Below are 19,150 nucleotides of genomic sequence, written 5' to 3' on the forward strand. Positions count from 1 at the left end.
AGGCTCGCCTCATGACGAACGAGACGACGTCCGGCACATCGCACGCCGGCCTGCGATGGGGCATCCTGGCCACCGGCGGCATCGCCCACGCATTCACCCGCGACCTCCGCACGGCCGGCCGCGAGGTCACCGCCGTCGGCTCGCGCACACCGGAGTCCGCGAGCCGCTTCGCCGACGAATACGGCATCCCCCATGCGCACGGCTCGTACGAGCAGCTCGCGGCGGATCCCGACGTCGACATCATCTACATCGCCACCCCCCATCCCGGCCACCGCGATGCTGCCGCGCTCGCGATCCAGCACGGCAAGCACGTGCTGGTCGAGAAGCCCTTCACGCTCAACCGCGACGAGGCCGTCGCGCTGCGTGATCTGGCCGCCGACGCGGGCGTCCTCGTCATGGAGGCGATGTGGACCCGCTACCTTCCGCACATGGTCCGTCTGCGCGAGATCGTGGCTGCCGGCACGCTCGGCGAGATCCGCACGGTGTTCGCCGATCACACGCAGCGGATCTCGGACGACCCCTCTCATCGCCTCAACGACCTCTCGCTCGGCGGCGGCGCGCTGCTCGATCTCGGCATCTACCCCGTGTCGTTCGTCTGCGACCTGCTCGGGCTTCCGACTCAGGTCCGCGCACTCGCCCGGCTGATGGATACGGGCGCCGACGCCGAGGTCGCCACCGTCATGACCCACCCCTCGGGCGCGATCTCGACGACCGTGTCGTCGTCGCGCGGCGCCGGCCCCAACACCGCTCACATCGTCGGCTCGGAGGCACGCATCGAGGTCTCGGGCGTCTGGTACGCCGCCACCGACTTCCGCGTCGTGTCCCACGACGGCACGGTGCTCGAGGAGTACCGGTCCGAGATCGAGGGGCGCGGCATGCAGTTCCAGGCGCTCGAGGCCGAAGCGCTCATCGCCGCAGGACGCATCGACGGCGATATCCTGCCGATCGCCGAGACCGTCGCGATCATGGGCGTGCTCGACGACATCCGCGATCAGATCGGTGTGCGCTACCCGCAGGAAGGCTGAGCGTCCTCAGGCGGCGAAGGGCACGACGCCCACGAGCACCGCGACGGCGAGCATCACGAGCGACACGATCGCGGCGCGCCACAGCACCTTCTTGTGGTGGTCGCCGAGGTTGACATTGGCCAGCGACACGAGCAGCAGGATGGCGGGCACGAGCGGGCTCTGCAGGTGCACCGGCTGCCCGGTGATCGATGCACGCGCCATCTCGACCGGCTCGATCCCGTAGGTCGCGGCGCTCTCGGCGAGGATCGGGAGGATGCCGAAGTAGAACGCGTCGTTCGACATGAAGAACGTGAACGGGATCGACAGGACTCCCGTGATCACGGCCAGGTGAGGTCCGAGCTGCGTCGGGATGACCTCGGTGACCCACGAGGCCATCGCCGCCACCATCCCGGTGCCGTTGAGCACACCCACGAGCACGCCGGCGGCCAGCACCATCGAGACCACACCGACGATCGAGGGTGCGTGGGCGACGATCTCATCGGCCTGCTGCTTGAGCTTGGGGAAGTTGATCACGAGGGCGAGAGCGGCGCCCACCATGAAGACGTACGCGAGCGGGAACAGGTCGAGCACCAGCAGAACCATCACCACGAGCGTGAGCGCGAGGTTGACCCACACCAGGCGCGGACGCAGCGTCGCACGATTCGGATCGAGCATCGTGTCGGCCATGGCGGTGTCGCGCTCCTCGACCCACCGCGCCGCCGGAACGGGCTTGCGCCCACGCACGGTCACGACGTTGCCGGTGCGCAGTGTGGCGAGGGCGCCCGGACGAGGGTCGGCGCCGCGGAAGAGCTTCGGCCCGCCGAGCACGCCGTCTCCCCCGCCGAGGCGCGAGGTGTCGATGCTGCCGGCGAGCCGGTGTCGCTCCGAGAGACCGAGGAACCAGGCGAAGGTCAGCGAGACGACGATGCCGGCCGCCAGGGAGGGCAGCATCGGCACGAAGACGTCGGTCGGCTGCAGCCCGAGCGCCGACGCCGCCCGCACGGTCGGCCCACCCCACGGCACGATGTTCATCGTCCCGTTCATCAGACCCGCGACGCAGGTGAGCACGACGGGGCTCATGCCCAGCCGCAGGTAGATCGGCAGCATCGCCGAGGTCGTGATGATGAAGGTTGTCGAGCCGTCGCCGTCGAGCGACACGACGGCCGCGAGCACGGCGGTGCCGAGCACGACCTTCGCGGGGTCGTCTTTCAGCACGCGGGTGATCACCCGGATGAGCGGGTCGAAGAGCCCCACGTCGATCATGATGCCGAAGTACATGATCGCGAACATGAGCAGGGCGGCCGTCGGCGCCATGCTCGTGATGGCGTCGATGATCATGTCGCCGAGCCCCAGCCCCGCGCCCGCGAAGAGGCCGAAGGCGGTCGGCACGAGGATGAGGGCCACCATCGGCGTGAGCCTGCGGGTCATGATGAGTGCCATGAAGGTGAGCACCATCGTGAACCCGAGCGCGACGAGCACGCCCTCGGGCGGCAGGAACGCGAGGTCGTAGGCCTTTTCGTCCGCGGCGGCGGCGAGGATGGCGGGGATGGTCATGTCGACTCCTTCGTCGGCGGCTGCACGGACCAGCGGTGCGATCGGTCGAATCTAGGCCGCGCTGCAGGCGAACCGCGCGCTTGAGAGCATTCGGGTGACTTGAGCGCGTAGCGTGTGTTCTGCGCATTCTGCGCGCGAGAGCACAGGAGGTCGGATGCGGTTCACGACGCGACTCTTCCTCGTGCAGCTGGCCGTCGTCGCGACGGTGCTGCTCCTGTGCACCGGGGCGTTCGCCGTGATCGCGGTGACACAGGTGCGAAGCGCCGCCGAGGAGAACGCCCTCAACATCGCCCGCTCCGTGGCCGCGGCCCCGGAGGTGCGGGCCGCCGTCGCCCGGTGGTCCGACGACCCCGGCACCCCGGCTGCCGCCGACCTCGTCGACGGAGCGCTGCAGAGCACAGCCCTCGCCGTCGCAGAGCGGACCGACGCGCTCTTCGTCGTGATCACCGACGACCACGGCATCCGCCTCGCCCATCCGAACGCACAGCGACTCGGTGAGACCGTGTCCACCCCCTTCGATCGGGTTCTCGGCGGTGCGGAGGTCGTCGACTGGGAGGTCGGGACCCTCGGACGCTCGGCACGGGCGAAGGTGCCCGTCCTGCCGCCCGGCGGCGGCGGGCCGGTCGGCGAGGTCAGCGTCGGCTTCGAAGAGGGAAGCGTGCTCGACGACTTGCCCTCGGTGCTGCTCGCCATCGGCGTCGCCGCGATGCTCGCGCTCGGCGTCGGCGTAGCCGCGGGCTCGGTGCTGCGGCGCCGCTGGGAGAAGACGACCCTCGGGTTGCAGCCCGAAGAGCTGACGGCCCTTGTGCAGCAGCAGAGCGCGGTGCTCGACGGCATCGGTGACGGGGTACTCGCCCTCGATGAGACCGGCGTCGTGCGGGTCGCCTCGGAGGCTGCTGAGCGACTGCTCGGTCTCGACGGCTCTGTGGGACGGCCGCTCTCCGCGCTTGCGCTGCCGGACACCGTCGTATCCGCGATCAGAGAAGGAGTGCCACTGCACCGCGTGGCGGTCGGGCACCGCGTGCTGACCGTCGACGTGCATCCGGTGCGACACGGTGGCCGCGAGCTCGGTGACGTGGTGATCGTCCGGGATCACACGGATGTCGCCGAGCTCGATGAGCAGCTCTCTTCGGTGCGGACCGTGACGGGGGCTCTGCGGGTGCAGCGGCACGAGTTCTCGAATCGCCTGCACGTCGCCGCGGGCCTGATCGACGCCGAGCGGGTCGCTGACGCACGGGCATTCCTCGACGAGCTCCTCGAGCGGGGCAGCGTGGCCACCGCCGTCGCACACATCGCGCGGATCGACGATCTCTTCCTGCAGGCCCTCCTCGCGGCGAAGGCGAGCGAGGCAGCCGCGCGCGGTGTCAGCGTCGCCGTCGGCGAAGACACGCTCATCCTGGGCGAGCTCGCTCGCGTCGAGGACGCCGCCGCGGTCATCGGCAACCTCATCGACAATGCCGTCACCGCCGCCGCCCGTGGCGCCGAGCCCCGCTGGGTCGAGGTCACTTTCTTCGGCGACGGCGACGCGCTCGTCACGACCGTGGCCGATTCGGGGCCCGGCGTGCCGACGGGCCGAGATGTCTTCGCGCCGGCCGCGGAGCCCGAGGACGACCGGGTCCGGGGACGCGGGATCGGCTTGCCGCTCTCGCGCGAGCTGGCGCGCCGTCTCGGTGGCGACGTGTGGCTGATCGACCCCGGCGGCCAGGCGCCTGCGGCATCCGGAGCCGTTTTCGCGGCGCGACTGCCGGGCGTGCTCCGCGCCTCCGCCCCCGACGCCAGAGACACCACTGCCGACACGACCGATACCACCGCACCCCGCCCCGAGGAGGACGGCTCATGACCACGACTGCCCCGCTGCGTGTCCTCGTCGTCGACGACGACTTCCGCGTGGCGGACCTGCACCGCGACGCCGTCGACTCGGTGCCCGGGTTCCGCGCCCTCGAGCCGCTGCGGTCGGTCGCGGCGGCGCGCTCGGCGATCGCGGAGCACCGTCCCGATCTCGTCCTCGTCGACAACTACCTGCCCGACGGCGAAGGAGTCGAGCTCGTGCGCTCCATCGACGCCGATGCCATCGTCTTGTCGGCCGCATCCGACGCCGAGACGGTGCGGCGCGCCCTGCGTGCGGGCGCCATCGGCTACCTGATCAAACCCTTCGATGCCCGCGCTCTCCGCGAGCGTCTGGAGCGGTACGCACGCTTTCGCAACGTCCTCGACGCCGTCGAGCTGGAGCAGGACGACATCGATCGCGCACTCTCCATCGTTCACGGCGGCCCCGCGACGACGACCCGCTCGGCGACCGAGCAGATGATCCTCGCCACCCTCGGCGACCGAGAGGCCTCGGCCGGCGAGATCGCGGCCGAGTGCGGCATCTCACGAGCGACGGCGCAGCGCCATCTCGCGACGATGGCGGGCCGCGGCGTCGTCGACGTCAGATTGCGTTACGGCTCGACGGGGCGGCCGGAGCATCGCTACGCCGCGTCGCGCGGCTGACGGGTCGACCACCACGCCCACGCCACGAGCACCGGCTGGAAGAACAGCCGCACGAAGCGACGACGATCCGTGTCGAGTCCGAAGGCACTCCGTCCCTTGCGCCACTGATCGACATTGCCGGGGAAGACCGCGATGAAGAACCCCGCGAGCAGTGCTCCGATGCGCGAACGCTCGCGCGGGAGCGCGAGGAGCGCGAGACCGAACAGCGCCTCGACGGCTCCGGACGCGACGACGACGCCGTCCCGATCGATCGGCAGCTTCTCGACGACGACATCGGGCACCTGCGCTTGGAAGTCTCGCCTCGCCCAGAACAGATGGCTCAGTCCGGCGAAGATCATGGCACCGGCGAGCAGCCGGCGAAGCAGGGTTCTCATGCCTCCAGTGTGCGCTCCTCCCGCCCGACCGTCGAACCCTTGCGATCCGCCCCACTAGGCTTACCCGGGTGTCCGGCGCGCTCGATCTCTCACTTCTCCGCCGCTGGCCCGACGTCGAGGCGCCCGGTCTCGTCGCCGCCGATTCCGCCGACCGGCTGATCCTCGACGAGTCCGCGTCGGCTCGCGCCACGACGGGTCCCGGCGAGCTCACCGTCATCGGTGACGGTTACGGCGCGCTCACGCTCGGAGCGGCCGATGAGGGCGCTACCGGCATCCGCGTCCACCAGGACCCGTTGAGCGGCGAGGCCGCCCTCGCCGCGAACGCGGAGCGTCTCATGCCCGACGCCCGATTCGCCTCACTCCCCCTCGACACCGCGCTCGTCGCCGGCGCGCGGACCGTGCTGCTGCGCCTGCCGCGATCGCTCGATGCCCTGGCAGACATCGCCGCCACGATCGCCGCCGCCGCCTCACCCGATGTCGTCGTCTACGCCGGTGGCCGTATCAAGCACATGTCACTCGCCATGAACGACGTGCTTCGTGGAGCTTTCGAGCGGGTGGACGTCACGCACGCGCGGGGGAAGTCACGGGTGCTGATCGCGCGGGGACCCCTCGCTGACTCACTGCCCGAGGCTCGCGCGGCGCGCATCGACGGCCTGGAGATTCGGGCCTTCGGAGGCGTCTTCGCCGGTGCCCGCGTCGACATCGGTACCCGGCTGCTGCTCGAGAACCTCCCGGCGCCCACTGCGGGTGGCACCGCCGAAGACCCGTGGATCGACTTCGCGTGCGGCACGGGCATCGTCGCGGCGACCTGGGCGACGCGCCATCCCGCCGCCCGCGTCTACGCGTCGGATCAGTCGGCCGCCTCCGTCGCCTCCGCAGATGCCACCATGCGCGCCAACGGGGTGTCCGACCGTGTCGAGGTCGCTCGCGATGACTTGCTGTCTCGCCGCGCCGACGCGAGCGCATCCCTCATCGCGCTGAACCCGCCCTTCCACTCCGGCGCATCCGTCAGCGACCGAGTCGCGCCGCGCCTCTTCCACGACGCCGCCCGTGTACTCCGCCCCGGCGGCGAGCTCTGGTGCGTGTGGAATTCGGTCCTCCGCTACCGCTCCGAGCTCGAACGCATCGTGGGCCCCACGCGCCAGATCGCCCGTGACCCGAAGTTCACGGTGACGGTCTCGACGCGCCGCTGACGGCACTCAGTGGTAGCGGCCGCTGTATGCGTTGATCGCCTGCTGCCCGCCCAGGTGTGCGTAGAGCACGTTCGACGCTGCCGGGATCTCGCGCGATGAGACGAGGTCGATCAGACCCGCCATCGACTTCCCCTCGTAGACCGGGTCGAGGATGACGCCCTCGAGACGTCCCGTGAGGAAGATGGCCTCGTCCGTGGACGCGACAGGGATGCCGTACTTCTCGCCTGCCCATCCCTCGAGCACCTGGATCTCGTCATCACGCAGCTCGCGGCCGACGCCGATGAGTTCCGCCGTGCGGCGTGCGATGCGCTCCACCTGGTCGCGGGTCTTCTCGATCGTCGCCGACGCGTCGATGCCCAGGACGCGACGCGGACGGTCGCCGAAGTTCGCCGCGAGGTCGGCGAAGCCCGCCACCATGCCGGCGTGGGTCGAGCCGGTCACGGTGCAGACGACGATGGTGTCGAAGAACACCCCGAGCTGCTCCTCCTGCTGACGCACCTCGTGAGCCCAGTTCGCGAACCCGAGCCCGCCGAGGCGGTGGTCGCTGGCCCCTGCGGGAATCGCGTAGGGCTTGCCCCCCGCCGCCTCGACGTCGGCGATCGCTTCCTTCCACGAATCGCGGAACCCGATGTCGAAGCCCGCGGGTGAGAGCCGGACATCCGCGCCCATCAGCCGCGAGAGCAGGATGTTGCCGACGCGGTCGTTGACCGCATCCGGCCAGTCGACCCAGTTCTCCTGGACGACGACGGCTCGCAAGCCGAGGCGGGCGGCGACCGCCGCAACCTGACGCGTGTGGTTCGACTGGATGCCGCCGATGGACACGAGCGTGTCGGCGCCCTGCGCGAGGGCGTCGGGCACGATGTACTCGAGCTTGCGGGTCTTGTTGCCGCCATAGGCGAGACCGCTCGACACGTCCTCACGCTTGGCCCAGATGCGCGCACCCCCGAGATGGGCGGACAGACGATCCAGCGGATGGATCGGGCTCGGACCGAAGGTCAGCGAGTGGCGGGGAAAATCGGCGAGAGACATCGGTACTCCTGCAGTCGGGTGGAGCTCAGGCGGGATCGGGATGGGTCAACAGGCGCTCGAGGGTCAGCCAGTTCTCACGTGTCGCGGACGCGGCGGCATCGACATCGCCCGCAGTGCACAGCTCGACGATGCGCGCATGCGCAGAGACGGAGTCGCGCCCCGCAAGACTAGAGAAGCGTGCGCGTTCGAGCCGCCGCAGCAAGGGCGTTACCTGTTCGAGCAGAGTGCCGAGCAGCGGGTTGGCGCTCGCATCGACAGCCACCCGATGGAACTCGTCGTCCGCAGTGACGGCGCCCTCCACGTCGCTCGCCCGCAGTGCCTCGGCGAACCGGGCGTTCGCGGCACGCATCGCATCGATATTCGATGCCGTCAGCTGGGGCACGGCCTCGCGGACAGCGAGCTCATGCAACGCTGCGGCGATCCGCTGCGCCGACAGGGCCTCGCGCTCGTCCAGCGGCGCGACCTCGGTCGCCTTCGCACGTCGCGTCCGGACCAGCCCCGCGACTTCGAGCCGGGCGATCGCCTCCCGGATGGGGGTGCGGCTCACACCGAGCCACTCTTCGAGCTCACTGTCGCGAAGCCGGGCGCCGGGTTCGAGCCGGCCACTGACGATCGCGTCACGCAGCGCCGTGTACGCGTGGTCGCGCAGCGAAGCGGGACGGGCGACGGGAGCTAGCGACATGCAATATATTGCACACCACGGGCGACGAACAGTCAAGTCCAGCCGCACTGAGCGCACGAAAAAGGGCCACCCAGCATTGGGTGGCCCTCTTACGAAAGAAGTCCGGCGGTGTCCTACTCTCCCACAGGGTCCCCCCTGCAGTACCATCGGCGCTGTGAGGCTTAGCTTCCGGGTTCGGAATGTAACCGGGCGTTTCCCTCACGCTATGGCCGCCGAAACACTATTGATGTTTCAGTCTGCACAACGATTGATCGTTATGCGGTTCTCGACCGTACATCGAGAACCACTCAGTGGACGCAAGCACCAAAAACGGTGTGTTATCAAGTCATCGGCTTATTAGTACCGGTCAGCTTCACGTGTTACCACGCTTCCACATCCGGCCTATCAACCCAGTAGTCTAGCTGGGAGCCTCTCGCCCGAAGGCATGGAAATCTCATCTTGAGGCCGGCTTCCCGCTTAGATGCTTTCAGCGGTTATCCATCCCGAACGTAGCTAACCAGCGGTGCTCCTGGCGGAACAACTGGCACACCAGAGGTTCGTCCAACCCGGTCCTCTCGTACTAGGGTCAGATCCTCTCAAATTTCCTACGCGCGCAGCGGATAGGGACCGAACTGTCTCACGACGTTCTAAACCCAGCTCGCGTACCGCTTTAATGGGCGAACAGCCCAACCCTTGGGACCTACTCCAGCCCCAGGATGCGACGAGCCGACATCGAGGTGCCAAACCATGCCGTCGATATGGACTCTTGGGCAAGATCAGCCTGTTATCCCCGAGGTACCTTTTATCCGTTGAGCGACAGCGCTTCCACAAGCCACTGCCGGATCACTAGTCCCGACTTTCGTCCCTGCTCGACCTGTCAGTCTCACAGTCAAGCTCCCTTGTGCACTTACACTCGCCACCTGATTGCCAACCAGGTTGAGGGAACCTTTGGGCGCCTCCGTTACTTTTTGGGAGGCAACCGCCCCAGTTAAACTACCCACCAGGCACTGTCCCTGAACCGGATTACGGTTCGAAGTTAGATATCCAGAGTGACCAGAGTGGTATTTCAACAATGACTCCACGGTAACTGGCGTCACCGCTTCAAAGTCTCCCACCTATCCTACACAAGCCACACCGAACACCAATACCAAGCTGTAGTAAAGGTCACGGGGTCTTTCCGTCCTGCTGCGCGTAACGAGCATCTTTACTCGTAGTGCAATTTCGCCGAGTTCGCGGTTGAGACAGTTGGGAAGTCGTTACGCCATTCGTGCAGGTCGGAACTTACCCGACAAGGAATTTCGCTACCTTAGGATGGTTATAGTTACCACCGCCGTTTACTGGGGCTTAAATTCTCAGCTTCGCCTTGCGGCTAACCGGTCCTCTTAACCTTCCAGCACCGGGCAGGCGTCAGTCCGTATACATCGTCTTGCGACTTGGCACGGACCTGTGTTTTTAGTAAACAGTCGCTACCCACTAGTCTCTGCGGCCTCCACACCCTTTCGGAGTAAATCCTAATAAGTGGAAGGCCCCCCTTCTCCCGAAGTTACGGGGGCATTTTGCCGAGTTCCTTAACCACGATTCTCTCGATCTCCTTGGTATTCTCTACCTGACCACCTGAGTCGGTTTGGGGTACGGGCAGCTAGAACCTCGCGTCGATGCTTTTCTCGGCAGCATAGGATCACCCACTTTTTATCCGCATCGTGTCTCAGCCTGTATGAGTCACGGATTTGCCTATGACTCGGCCTACGCACTTGCCCCGGGACAACCATCGCCCGGGTTGGGCTACCTTCCTGCGTCACACCTGTTAATACGCTAGCCGCACCAGCATGGGGTCGAGCGTTAGACCGGACCGTCTCACCCCGAAGGGATCAACTAAGCCCGGGTTAGGACTCTTAGCACCACTGGATTAGCTTGGGCGGTTCTTCGCCGGTACGGGAATATCAACCCGTTGTCCATCGACTACGCCTGTCGGCCTCGCCTTAGGTCCCGACTTACCCAGGGAAGATTAGCTTGACCCTGGAACCCTTGGTCTTTCGGAGGACGTGTTTCTCACACGTCTTTCGCTACTCATGCCTGCATTCTCACTCGTGTAGCCTCCACGGCTGGTTCACACCGCCGCTTCGCTGGCCACACGACGCTCTCCTACCCATCAACACGGCTGGACCACGAAGGCCTACCAATAATGTCAATGCCACAACTTCGGTGGCGTGCTTGAGCCCCGTTACATTGTCGGCGCGGAATCACTTGACCAGTGAGCTATTACGCACTCTTTCAAGGGTGGCTGCTTCTAAGCCAACCTCCTGGTTGTCACAGCAACTCCACATCCTTTCCCACTTAGCACGCGCTTTGGGACCTTAGTTGGTGGTCTGGGTTGTTTCCCTCTCGACTATGAAGCTTATCCCCCACAGTCTCACTGCTGCGCTCTCACTTACCGGCATTCGGAGTTTGGCTGACGTCAGTAACCTTGTAGGGCCCATCGGCCATCCAGTAGCTCTACCTCCGGCAAGAAACACGCAACGCTGCACCTAAATGCATTTCGGAGAGAACCAGCTATCACGAAGTTTGATTGGCCTTTCACCCCTATCCACAGCTCATCCCCTCAGTTTTCAACCTAAGTGGGTTCGGTCCTCCACGACGTCTTACCGTCGCTTCAACCTGGCCATGGATAGATCACTTCGCTTCGGGTCTAGGACACGCGACTGAATCGCCCTATTCAGACTCGCTTTCGCTACGGCTACCCCACACGGGTTAACCTCGCCACGTATCGCTAACTCGCAGGCTCATTCTTCAAAAGGCACGCTGTCACCCCTACTAAGGAGGCTCCAACGGTTTGTAAGCAAACGGTTTCAGGTACTATTTCACTCCCCTCCCGGGGTACTTTTCACCTTTCCCTCACGGTACTTGTCCGCTATCGGTCATCTGGGAGTATTTAGGCTTATCAGGTGGTCCTGACAGATTCACACGGGATTTCTCGGGCCCCGTGCTACTTGGGATACTCTTCACGCCAAGAGAAGCATTTCGACTACGGGGTTCGCACCCTCTATGACCAGGCATTCAAACCTGTTCGTCTATACCTTCTTGTAACGTCGACCACTCGGCAGAATGATCAGAAAAGTCCCACAACCCCCAACGTGCAACGCCTGCCGGCTATCACACACGCAAGGTTTAGCCTGATCCGGTTTCGCTCGCCACTACTAACGGAATCGCTGTTGCTTTCTCTTCCTGTGGGTACTGAGATGTTTCACTTCCCCACGTTCCCTCTACCCGCCCTATATATTCAGGCGGGAGTCACTAGGTCGGCACGCCGCCCAGCGGGGTTTCCCCATTCGGACACCCTCGGATCACAGTGTGCTTATCCACTCCCCGAGGCTTATCGCAGATTGCTACGTCCTTCTTCGGCTCCAGATGCCAAGGCATCCACCGTTTGCTCTTAAAGACTTGAAATCACATGAGTTGAATCGTCAAAAAATTGACTAATGATCTTTAAGATCATCTTCACGACACAACACCCGAAGGTGTCGCATCGAAGATGCTCGCGTCCACTGTGTAGTTCTCAAAGTACGGGCGGTACCCTCCCCACATGCCACCCAAGCAGCATGAAGAAAAGGCCCAGAGGTTGCGGACTCTCATCCGGTCCCTCAGGACCCAACAGCGTGCAGGTGCGACACCCGAAACCCTCCCCGTTCCCACCGCAAGCGGCGTACTAGAGAAGAACCTCATCCTTCGCACCATGTCAAATGTTCCACCCATGAGCTCCCAGCGAAGAACATGTGCCTTCGAACTGGGTTCTGGACTCCGAAGAGTCAGATGCTCCTTAGAAAGGAGGTGATCCAGCCGCACCTTCCGGTACGGCTACCTTGTTACGACTTAGTCCTAATTACCGATCCCACCTTCGACGGCTCCCTCCACAAGGGTTGGGCCACCGGCTTCAGGTGTTACCGACTTTCATGACTTGACGGGCGGTGTGTACAAGACCCGGGAACGTATTCACCGCAGCGTTGCTGATCTGCGATTACTAGCGACTCCGACTTCATGAGGTCGAGTTGCAGACCTCAATCCGAACTGGGACCGGCTTTTTGGGATTCGCTCCACCTCACGGTATTGCAGCCCTTTGTACCGGCCATTGTAGCATGCGTGAAGCCCAAGACATAAGGGGCATGATGATTTGACGTCATCCCCACCTTCCTCCGAGTTGACCCCGGCAGTATCCCATGAGTTCCCACCATTACGTGCTGGCAACATAGAACGAGGGTTGCGCTCGTTGCGGGACTTAACCCAACATCTCACGACACGAGCTGACGACAACCATGCACCACCTGTATAGAGACCTTGCGGGGCGACTGTTTCCAGACGTTTCCTCTATATGTCAAGCCTTGGTAAGGTTCTTCGCGTTGCATCGAATTAATCCGCATGCTCCGCCGCTTGTGCGGGTCCCCGTCAATTCCTTTGAGTTTTAGCCTTGCGGCCGTACTCCCCAGGCGGGGAACTTAATGCGTTAGCTGCGTCACGGAATCCGTGGAATGGACCCCACAACTAGTTCCCAACGTTTACGGGGTGGACTACCAGGGTATCTAAGCCTGTTTGCTCCCCACCCTTTCGCTCCTCAGCGTCAGTTACGGCCCAGAGATCTGCCTTCGCCATCGGTGTTCCTCCTGATATCTGCGCATTCCACCGCTACACCAGGAATTCCAATCTCCCCTACCGCACTCTAGTCTGCCCGTACCCACTGCAGGCCCGAGGTTGAGCCTCGGGTTTTCACAGCAGACGCGACAGACCGCCTACGAGCTCTTTACGCCCAATAATTCCGGATAACGCTTGCGCCCTACGTATTACCGCGGCTGCTGGCACGTAGTTAGCCGGCGCTTTTTCTGCAGGTACCGTCACTTTCGCTTCTTCCCTGCTAAAAGAGGTTTACAACCCGAAGGCCGTCATCCCTCACGCGGCGTTGCTGCATCAGGCTTTCGCCCATTGTGCAATATTCCCCACTGCTGCCTCCCGTAGGAGTCTGGGCCGTGTCTCAGTCCCAGTGTGGCCGGTCACCCTCTCAGGCCGGCTACCCGTCGACGCCTTGGTGAGCCATTACCTCACCAACAAGCTGATAGGCCGCGAGCTCATCCCTGACCGAAATTCTTTCCAGCTACTGACCATGCGGTCGCAGCTCGTATCCGGTATTAGACGCCGTTTCCAGCGCTTATCCCAGAGTCAGGGGCAGATTGCTCACGTGTTACTCACCCGTTCGCCACTGATCCACAGAGCAAGCTCTGCTTCACCGTTCGACTTGCATGTGTTAAGCACGCCGCCAGCGTTCATCCTGAGCCAGGATCAAACTCTCCGTAAAGAAAATTTGCTGCGACCAGTCGGAAAAAGACCAGAGCAGCGAGTTTGATGCTGACCAAAGAGATAAATCATTGCTGACTATCCGTTGCCTCCCCGAAGGAAGGTCTTTGATCCAAAGGAATCTCACCCCACCGAAGTGGAGTCGAGGTTATTTGGCATTTGACAAGTGCACGCTGTTGAGTTCTCAAGGATCGGACGCTCCCCCAACTGACCTCACAGCCAGCCCAGAGGGCAACTTCACAACCATACCCCACCACGGCCTGTTCCAGAACCAGACCCGGAGACCGAGTGTGGTGTGGAGGTGTGATGGGGACCCTGTGGCAGGTCATCGACCTGCGACGCTCGGAAGCGTCTGTCTCGGGTTGTTCTCCGCTTGAGGGAGGCGGGACCTTCCGGCCCTCTCGCTCTTCCCTGTGGGGCGAACAAGTAATAAGTTACGCGGCTCCCGGCATCGTGGCAAAGCGGCGCGACATCCCGGGCGTGTCGCGGCCGCGGATCCGCGTCATTCCGGGGGTAGACGCGGCACGGCGTCGACGAGCTGCGCGGTGTAGCGGTCGGCCGGTGCGGTGAGCAGTCGCGATGTCGGGCCCTCTTCGACGACGCGACCGGCCCGGAGAACCGTCATCCGCTCGCACAGCGCCGACACGATCGTGAGGTCGTGCGAGACCAGCAGCATGCCGATGCCCTGCTCTGCCGCGAGGCGCTGGAACAGTTCGATGACGTGCATGCGCACCGACGTGTCGAGAGCACTCACCGGCTCATCGGCGAGGAGCAACCGTGGTCGCGGCGCGAGCGCGCGGGCGATCGCGATCCGCTGGCGCTGTCCACCGGAGAACGCGTCGGGGTAGCGGCCGGCGGCGTCATCGTCGAGGTCCACGGCCGCGAGCAGCTCGGCGACCCGCGCGTCGATCCGACGCCGATCTCGCGTGATGCCCAGCGAGCGCAGCGGCTCGGCGATCGACTGCCCCACCGTCATCCGAGGATCGAGAGACGAGAACGGGTCCTGGTACACCGGCTGCACCGCCCGGCGCAGCGAGCGCATCTGGGCCCGGTCGCCCGGCCGGATCGGAGCTCCCTCGAACAGCGCGCGCCCCGCCGTCGGCGAGGCCAGACCCAACAGCACCCGCAGCACGGAGGTCTTGCCTGCACCCGACTCCCCCACGAGACCGACCGTCTGGCCGGGAGCGAGTGACAGCGAAACGTCATGGAGGACCGCGTCTCGACGCCCGTAGGCGAAGTCGACGTTCTCGAGCGCGAGCATCGCGTTGCCCTCGGCGGTCATCGGTCCTCCTTCGCCGGCAGGAAATCGTCGAGTGCGCGCGAGGCGGCGACCAGCTGCGCGGTGTACTCGTGCTGGGGAGACCGCAGCAACTGCGCAGTCTCACCGAGCTCGACCTGACGCCCGTGGCGCATCACGAGCACGCGATCGGCGATCCGTGAGACGACCGGCAGGTCGTGACTGATGAAGATCAGGGTCATCCCCCGCTCGGTGACCTCGCGCTGGAGCAGGTCGAGGATGCCGGCCTGGACCGTCACGTCGAGCGCAGTCGTCGGCTCGTCCGCGATGAGGATGTTCGGTCCCGCCGCCAGCGCCAGCGCGATCGCGACCCGCTGCCGCTGACCACCCGAGATCTCGTGGATGAACGACCGCGCGATGCGCTCCGGATCGGGCAGCTGTACATCCGCGAGGGCGTCGAGCACTCCGCGCCGGAGCTCGTCGCCCGACAGGCCGCGGTGCTTCGCCAGAGGCCACGCCAGCTGCTTGCCCACCCGCATGAGCGGATCGAGCGAGGCGAGCGGCTCTTGGAAGACGGCAGAGATGGTGCGACCGCGGACGCGGTCGAGCCGGCGCGACGGGGTTCCGACGACCTCGACGGTGCCGTCGGCGCTCGCGATCGTCGCCGAACCGAACGAGGTGAGCGGATAGGCGAGCAAGCCGAGCATCGCGAGCGCGGTCAGCGACTTGCCCGAGCCGGACTCGCCGATGATGCCGAGGCGCTCACCGGGCTCGAGCGCCACGTCGACGCCGTGCACGAGCGTGCGATCATCGCCGATCCGGATGCCGAGGCCCGATGCGGTCAGCGCGGCGGTCATCCGATGCTCCTCGTCGTCGGGTCGGCGATGTCGCGGAGGCCGTCGGCCAGCAGGTTCGCGCCGATGATGAAGGCGACCAGCAGAACCCCCGGAAGGATCGCCGCCGTGGGCGAGACGAGCACCGTGCTCTGGGCCTCCTCGAGCATCCGACCCCACGAGGCGTTGGGCGGCGGCGAGCCGAGCCCGAGGTACGACAACGACGCCTCGGCGCCGACCGCTCCGCCGAACTGCAGGGCGAGCGGCACGATGAGGGTGGGCCAGACGTTGCGCAGCACGTGCCGGAACACGATTCCGGCCCTTCCCGTTCCCGATGTCCGCGCCGCCGTGACGTAGTCCATCGCGAGAACGCGCGTCGCCGCGATGCGGGTGAGCCGTGCGATCACCGCGGAGCCCGCCAGGCCGATCGCGAGGATCGCCGACTCGACCGACGCGCCGCGCCAGGCGACGATCAGCATCGCCAGCAACAGGGTCGGGAACGCGATCGCGATGTCGAGCAGGCTCGTCAGGGCGTCGTCCACCCATCGGCGGGCGACTGCCGCGGTGAGCCCCAAAGCGATGCCGATGATCGCCGCGATCAGCACCGACCCGAAGCCGACGGTCAGGGCGAGCCGCGCCCCGATCATGAGCTGCGTGAAAAGATCGCGCCCCAGCCGGTCGGTTCCGGCCCAGTGCTCGGCGGACGGCGGCTGCAGCCGGCCGCCGCTGGTGTCGTCGAAGGTGAACGGGGTCCAGAACAACGAGATCAGGCCGATCACGGCGATGGCACCGAACAGGATGCCGCCGACGGCCAGGTTCACCGAGCGCCGGCGTCGAGGGCGTCTGCGCTCGGGAACCGCGACGGTACCCGTATCGGGAAGGGTCGTCGCCGTCACGCCGCAGCCCTCGCTCTGCGATTGCCCGAGATCGTGTCGCGCAGCCGCGGGTCGATGAGGCGCTGCGCAATGTCGGCCGCGAACCCGAGCAGCAGCACCAGGGCGGTCGAGAACAGCAGCACCCCCTGCACGCTCGGGAAGTCCTGCTCCTTGATGCCGACGAGCAGCATGTCGCCGAGACCGGGGAGGGCGAAGACCCGCTCGATGATGACGGCGCCGACGAACGTCGTCGACAACTGGATCGCCAGGATCGAGATCAGCGGAACGACCCCGTTGCGCACGCCGTGGCGCCAGATCGCGGTGGCGAAACTCTGTCCCGTCGCGCGCGCCGCGCGCAGGTACTGCTGGCCGAGCACGTCGAGCGTCGCGCTTCGGACGTAGCGTGCCAGGTCGCTGCCCGCCACGAGCGCGATGGTCAGCACCGGGAGTGTCAGCGATACGAGCGCGGCACCGGGGTCTTCCCAGTCGCGGCGCGGGAAGCCACCGGCCGGCAACAGCCGCCAGTTCAGCGCGAAGACCGCGACGAGCAGGATGCCGACCCAGAAGACCGGGACTGCTCCGCCCAATTGCGACACGGCCGAGAAGGCGGTTCCGTACCAGGTGCGCGCCTTCCAGGCCGCGATGAAGCCGACGGGAACCGCGATGACCACCGACAGCGTGAAGGCGATGAGCGTCAGGGGCAGGGTGACGTTCAGCCGCCGCAGGATCTCGTCGCCGACCGGCAGGTTGTTGGTGAACGACCGCCCCAGGTCGAAGCTCGCGAGCTGACCGAGATATGCCAGGAACTGCTCCGGAATCGGCCGGTCGACGCCGAGTCGCGCCGCAGCGGCCGCGATCTCGGCATCCGTCGCCCCGACCGAGATCAGGGCGAACACCGGGTTTCCCAGCACACGCAGCACGACGAACAGGATCACCACCGCCAGCGCGAACGCCAGCAGCAGCAATCCTGTCCGTCGGATCAGATACCGGGTGATGGAGATCAGGCCTTCGTGATGTCGGAGACGTAGAACAGCGAGTTCAGTCCATTCTTGGGCACACCCGCCGCTCCCTCGGCCGCGATGCGCAGCTGCGGGTTGAGGTAGAGCCAGACGCTCGCGGCGTCGTCCGAGATCTGCTGGTTCGCCTTCTTGATCAGCTCGGTCTGCTCATCGACCGAGGCCGCGGCCTCAGAATCGGCGAGCCAGGTCTGCACGTCGGCGTTGTCGTAGCCCCAGTAGAAGTCGGGGTTCCCGTAGAAGTTGATGTCACGGTCATTGACGTGGCCCTGCAGCGTCGCCTCGAAGTTCTTCTCGGTGTAGACCTTCTGGTACCACTCGTCATCGGTGATGATGTTGATGTTCAGCGTGATGCCGACCTTCGCCAGCTCCGACTTCAGGAACTCCGCGACCGTCGAGTGGACGCCCGAGTCGGGGGTGTCGACCGTGAAGGTGAAGCCGCCCGCCTGGCCGGCCTCCGCGAGGAGTTTCTCCGACAATGCCGGGTCGTACGGGTTGTTGTCAGCGAGGTCGATGAACCAGGGCTCGGAGGGCGGAACCATCGAGCCGATGAGTTCGCCGCGGCCGTCCCAGATGGCGTCGAGCAGCTTCTCGCGGTCGATCGCCGAGTAGATCGCCTTGCGCACGCGCGCGTCATCGAACGGAGCGATGCGGTCGTTGAACGCCAGCAGCTCCTTCGTCGTCGAGGTGCCCTCGATGATCTGGAAGCCGGCAGCCTCGAACTCCGCGATGCTGTCGGGGTTCGACTGGCTCGTCACCAGGTCGACCGCCCCGGTCGTCAGCGCGTTGTTCAGCGCCGTCGGATCGGCGTAGTACTGGTACACCACGCCGCCGTTGGCCGGCGCGTCGCCCCAGTAGGCGTCGTTGACGTCGAGGGTGATCGAGTCGCCCTTGCGGTAATCGCCGAGTTCGTAGGGTCCGGTTCCGTCGGCGGTGGCCGTGAGGTCACCGGCATCCTCGTTGACGATCCAGACGTACCCGAGGTTGTAGGTGAAGCTGATCGACGGCTGCGAGAGGGTCACTTCGACGGTCTTGTCGTCGACCGCGGTGACGGTGTCGATCACGCTCAGCTGGCGCTTGCGCGCCGCGATCGACTCGTCGCCCACGAAGCGCTCGAGGCTGTACTTCACGTCATCGGCGGTCAGTTCCTTGCCCGAGTGGAACGTGGCGTCCTCGAGGGTGAAGGTGTAGACGAGGCCGTCGGGCGACACCGTGGTCTCGGCCGCCAGCAGCGGCTCGACCTGCGCGTCGTCGGTGATGCGGAACAGACCCTCGTAGACGTTGCCCGTGAAGACCTCGGTCACCCCCGACGATCCACCGAAGATCTGGTCGAGGTTGGTCGGCTCGTTCTGCGATCCGACGACGATCTCAGCGCTCGGGTCGGCGGCGCCGGCGGAACCGGCGGGGTCAGCTGATCCGGAGCATCCGGCCAGGACGAGAAGACCGGCCGTCGCTGCCGCGGTGGCGGCGACGATCCGGGAGAAGCCGCGTGAAGTCACGGGTGTTCCTTTGCTGTGTGGAGGGGCGGCGGAGCGAGGTGCGGGCGC

At 65.4% G+C, this 19,150-nt stretch carries 13 protein-coding genes and 3 rRNA genes; 4 read left to right on the forward strand and 12 right to left on the reverse strand.

Annotation, left to right across the window (positions count from 1 at the left end; all coding sequences use genetic code 11):
- The first annotated feature begins 11 nt into the window (after window positions 1-11).
- A complete protein-coding gene (locus tag QUC20_RS09675; protein ID WP_289329723.1) occupies window positions 12-1,025 on the forward strand; it encodes a Gfo/Idh/MocA family protein in 1,014 nt (337 codons plus the stop codon).
- Window positions 1,026-1,031: 6 nt separating this feature from the next.
- On the opposite strand, the gene citH is transcribed toward QUC20_RS09675, so the two are convergent.
- Complete coding sequence (citH, locus tag QUC20_RS09680; protein ID WP_289329724.1) at window positions 1,032-2,558, reverse strand: citrate transporter CitH; 1,527 nt, start codon at window positions 2,556-2,558, stop codon at window positions 1,032-1,034.
- A gap of 154 nt (window positions 2,559-2,712) precedes the next feature.
- Between citH and QUC20_RS09685 the strand changes: the two genes are divergently transcribed.
- Window positions 2,713-4,398 (forward strand): sensor histidine kinase, encoded by a 1,686-nt coding sequence (locus QUC20_RS09685; protein WP_289329725.1) that lies wholly within the window; start codon window positions 2,713-2,715, stop codon window positions 4,396-4,398.
- Window positions 4,395-5,048, forward strand: a complete 654-nt coding sequence (locus tag QUC20_RS09690; RefSeq protein ID WP_120265333.1) for a response regulator — start codon at window positions 4,395-4,397, stop codon at window positions 5,046-5,048. The genes QUC20_RS09685 and QUC20_RS09690 overlap by 4 nt, the downstream gene beginning before the upstream one ends.
- On the opposite strand, the gene QUC20_RS09695 is transcribed toward QUC20_RS09690, so the two are convergent.
- On the reverse strand, window positions 5,027-5,422 hold the full coding sequence (locus QUC20_RS09695; RefSeq protein ID WP_120265334.1) for a DoxX family protein: 396 nt from the start codon (window positions 5,420-5,422) through the stop codon (window positions 5,027-5,029). The two genes, QUC20_RS09690 and QUC20_RS09695, sit on opposite strands and share 22 nt — an antisense overlap.
- 68 nt (window positions 5,423-5,490) lie before the next feature.
- On the opposite strand from QUC20_RS09695, the gene QUC20_RS09700 reads away from it, so the two are divergent.
- Complete coding sequence (locus QUC20_RS09700) at window positions 5,491-6,615, forward strand: class I SAM-dependent methyltransferase (protein WP_289329726.1); 1,125 nt, start codon at window positions 5,491-5,493, stop codon at window positions 6,613-6,615.
- A gap of 6 nt (window positions 6,616-6,621) precedes the next feature.
- Here QUC20_RS09700 and QUC20_RS09705 read toward each other — a convergent pair whose 3' ends face one another.
- The 10 genes from QUC20_RS09705 to QUC20_RS09750 form a co-directional block, all read right to left on the reverse strand.
- Window positions 6,622-7,644, reverse strand: a complete 1,023-nt coding sequence (locus QUC20_RS09705) for a 1-aminocyclopropane-1-carboxylate deaminase (protein ID WP_289329727.1) — start codon at window positions 7,642-7,644, stop codon at window positions 6,622-6,624.
- Window positions 7,645-7,669: 25 nt separating this feature from the next.
- The gene (locus tag QUC20_RS09710) at window positions 7,670-8,326 is read right to left on the reverse strand and encodes a GntR family transcriptional regulator (RefSeq protein ID WP_289329728.1); all 657 of its coding nucleotides are present in this window, start codon (window positions 8,324-8,326) and stop codon (window positions 7,670-7,672) included.
- Between the two features lie 100 nt (window positions 8,327-8,426).
- Window positions 8,427-8,543: ribosomal RNA gene (gene rrf / locus QUC20_RS09715) — 5S ribosomal RNA — on the reverse strand.
- 99 nt (window positions 8,544-8,642) lie between these two features.
- Window positions 8,643-11,749: ribosomal RNA gene (locus QUC20_RS09720) — 23S ribosomal RNA — on the reverse strand.
- Window positions 11,750-12,123: 374 nt separating this feature from the next.
- Window positions 12,124-13,643, reverse strand: a 16S ribosomal RNA gene (locus QUC20_RS09725).
- The 16S, 23S and 5S rRNA genes sit together here, the layout of an rRNA operon.
- A 501-nt stretch (window positions 13,644-14,144) precedes the next feature.
- Window positions 14,145-14,924: an ABC transporter ATP-binding protein gene (locus QUC20_RS09730; protein ID WP_289329729.1), complete on the reverse strand. Its 780-nt coding sequence runs from the start codon at window positions 14,922-14,924 to the stop codon at window positions 14,145-14,147.
- The gene (locus QUC20_RS09735) at window positions 14,921-15,736 is read right to left on the reverse strand and encodes an ATP-binding cassette domain-containing protein (RefSeq protein WP_120265141.1); all 816 of its coding nucleotides are present in this window, start codon (window positions 15,734-15,736) and stop codon (window positions 14,921-14,923) included. The genes QUC20_RS09730 and QUC20_RS09735 overlap by 4 nt, the downstream gene beginning before the upstream one ends.
- Window positions 15,733-16,608 (reverse strand): ABC transporter permease, encoded by an 876-nt coding sequence (locus tag QUC20_RS09740; protein ID WP_120265140.1) that lies wholly within the window; start codon window positions 16,606-16,608, stop codon window positions 15,733-15,735. Before QUC20_RS09740 ends, QUC20_RS09735 begins: the two co-directional genes overlap by 4 nt.
- Window positions 16,605-17,552, reverse strand: coding sequence for an ABC transporter permease (locus tag QUC20_RS09745; RefSeq protein ID WP_353105704.1), 948 nt, complete (start codon window positions 17,550-17,552; stop codon window positions 16,605-16,607). The genes QUC20_RS09740 and QUC20_RS09745 overlap by 4 nt, the downstream gene beginning before the upstream one ends.
- Window positions 17,553-17,587: 35 nt before the next feature.
- The gene (locus QUC20_RS09750; protein WP_289329730.1) at window positions 17,588-19,102 is read right to left on the reverse strand and encodes an ABC transporter substrate-binding protein; all 1,515 of its coding nucleotides are present in this window, start codon (window positions 19,100-19,102) and stop codon (window positions 17,588-17,590) included.
- Between the last annotated feature and the right edge of the window lie 48 nt (window positions 19,103-19,150).

The sequence above is a fragment of the Microbacterium arborescens genome (assembly GCF_030369635.1).
Taxonomy (GTDB): domain Bacteria; phylum Actinomycetota; class Actinomycetes; order Actinomycetales; family Microbacteriaceae; genus Microbacterium.